Origin of the sequence: Enterobacter cloacae complex sp. S1 (assembly GCF_014930525.1) — a bacterium.
GTDB lineage: Bacteria > Pseudomonadota > Gammaproteobacteria > Enterobacterales > Enterobacteriaceae > Enterobacter > Enterobacter hormaechei_C.
This window is the reverse complement of record NZ_JADBRE010000059.1, coordinates 1-307: the sequence shown is the minus strand read 5'-3', so window position 1 is coordinate 307 and position 307 is coordinate 1. Positions and strand designations below refer to the sequence as shown.

General features: G+C 60.3%; 1 pseudogene. It reads left to right on the top strand.

Annotated features, from left to right (window positions below):
• A pseudogene (gene dmsB / locus IM290_RS21310) lies at positions 1 to 307 on the top strand (dimethylsulfoxide reductase iron-sulfur subunit DmsB); the annotation flags it as partial.

The window sequence follows — 307 nt, the reverse complement described above, 5'->3', positions numbered from 1 at the left end:
AAAACCTGCGAGCTGGCCTGCAAGGATTACAAAGACCTGACCCCGGACGTCAGCTTCCGGCGTATTTATGAATATGCGGGCGGCGACTGGCAGGAGGACAACGGCGTCTGGCATCAGAATGTCTTCGCCTATTACCTGTCGATTGCCTGCAACCACTGCGAAGATCCGGCCTGCACCAAGGTCTGCCCGAGCGGGGCAATGCACAAGCGCGACGACGGTTTTGTGGTGGTGGACGAGGATGTCTGCATCGGCTGTCGCTACTGCCACATGGCCTGCCCGTACGGCGCGCCGCAGTACAATGCCGCCA